The sequence below is a fragment of the uncultured Cardiobacterium sp. genome, assembly GCF_938028185.1.
Taxonomy (GTDB): Bacteria; Pseudomonadota; Gammaproteobacteria; order Cardiobacteriales; family Cardiobacteriaceae; genus Cardiobacterium.
In genome coordinates, this window is the sequence record NZ_CALJAH010000432.1 from 1 (window position 1) to 1,515 (window position 1,515).

Genomic DNA, 1,515 nt, shown 5'->3' on the forward strand with positions numbered 1-1,515 from the left:
ATAGAATTTAGAGAGGATTGCTATATTTACGACGGAATGGTAAACAGGCCTTAGCCAAACCTGCGAATGAAATCATCATGTTATAGTCAATTGTGAACAGCCTCTAGGCGCAGCCGATACGCGCGGTTTTTTGGTAGCGGGAAACGGTGCGTGTTTGCGGTACGCTCCCTGCAAACAAATGACGGGTATCGTAAACACGTTATAAATCATGTTGCTACGGCATCCCGCTATTTTCTGTATCGGGGTAGCGCCACGCATTCCAGTCGTCTTCTGCCAGTCCCAGTGCCTGGTTGAGGCGGGCGAGTGCCTGCGGCTCGTCGGCGGGCAGGCTGGAGAGCCACCGGGTTTCCGCGCCCGTCCAGATGAGGCGTCGCGGCGCGCCGCTGTCGTACAGGAAGCGGGCGATGGCGCTGCACAGGGCTTCGTCCAGTCCGTGCGGCGGCAGGTTGCGGGCGATTTCCCGTGTGTGGCCGCCGCTGGTGAGTTGCAGGCGGATGGCGGTGTTGTCGCCGTCTGCTTCGCAGTTCAGGCGGTAGCTGGCGCGGTCGTCGCCCGCCAGGCGGAGCAGGTCGTCAATGAGGTCGTGTAGCGCGGCGCTGTCCTGTTCGACGTCGGTTTCGATGCAGGCGAGGTTGGCGCTGTAGTGTTCTTCCTGATAGCCGGGGTGGTAGTAGCCTGCTTCCATGACGGCGTTCAGTACGCTTTCGTTATCCACCACGTCCCAGTCGGCGACGGCTGCTGCGAGGTCTTCCGCTGCGGGCGCCTGGGGTGCGAGGATGCCCGCCTGGTGCAGGATGGCGATGGTGTCGCGCAGTGCTGCCATTTCCGCCGGGGTGAGCGGGCGCGGCGGCGCGGGCGGGTCAATGGCGCTGTCGTCGGGCAGGTCGCCGAGATGGTCTTTTTCTTCTGCCGGGTGCAGGATTTGCCAGAGCAGAAGGAGCAGGGCGAGGACGCCAAGGATGGCGGTGAACAGGCCGAACCAGCGCGACCAGTCGCTTTTGACTGCGTAGAGGAACAGGCCGCCGAGGATGAAAAAGAGGACGCCGCCGAGGACAGTTTTGGGGTTTTCGTAGCGTTGCATGGTTGAGATTCCCGGCGGGTTCAGTCGTCAAAGGCGATGTAGGCGAGCGGAACGTGGTCGGTGAGCCAGACGCCGTTGTCGCTTTGGTAGAAGGTGTGGCCGTCGCGTTGCATTTGTCCGGCGGCAATGCGCAGCACGGCGGGTTTGCCGTGGCGCTGGCCGACTTTATGCGCGGTTGCGGCGTCCGGCGAGAGGTGGACGTGGTGGCGTGTGCGTTTGTCGAGGCCGCCGCTTTGGCGGATGGCGGCGAGGGTGGTTTGCGCGGTGCCGTGGTAGAGGGTTTCGGGCGGGATGGCCGGGCTGTATGCGAGGTCAATGGCGATGCTATGTCCCTGGTTGGCGCGGATTTTGCTGCCGCCCGCGTCATAGGCGAAGCGCTGTTTCGGGTTGGTGGCGACGATGTGGTCGAGCAGGGTGCGGTCGAGTGCGGTGCC

The 1,515-nt window shown here is 63.0% G+C and carries 2 protein-coding genes; both read right to left on the reverse strand.

Going from position 1 to position 1,515, the window contains the following annotated elements; translation table 11 throughout:
- Positions 1-214: 214 nt before the first annotated feature.
- Positions 215-1,081, reverse strand: a complete 867-nt coding sequence (locus tag Q0349_RS12440) for a hypothetical protein (RefSeq protein ID WP_298081338.1) — start codon at positions 1,079-1,081, stop codon at positions 215-217.
- 20 nt (positions 1,082-1,101) lie between these two features.
- Positions 1,102-1,515 (reverse strand): RNA 2'-phosphotransferase (locus Q0349_RS12445; protein ID WP_298081339.1); only part of this gene is annotated, 414 nt, incomplete at its 5' end.

Coding starts and splice junctions, on each gene's coding strand:
- Q0349_RS12440 (WP_298081338.1), bottom strand. CDS start 1,081: ATGCAACGCTACGAAAACCCCAAAACTGTCCTCGGCGGCGTCCTCTTT.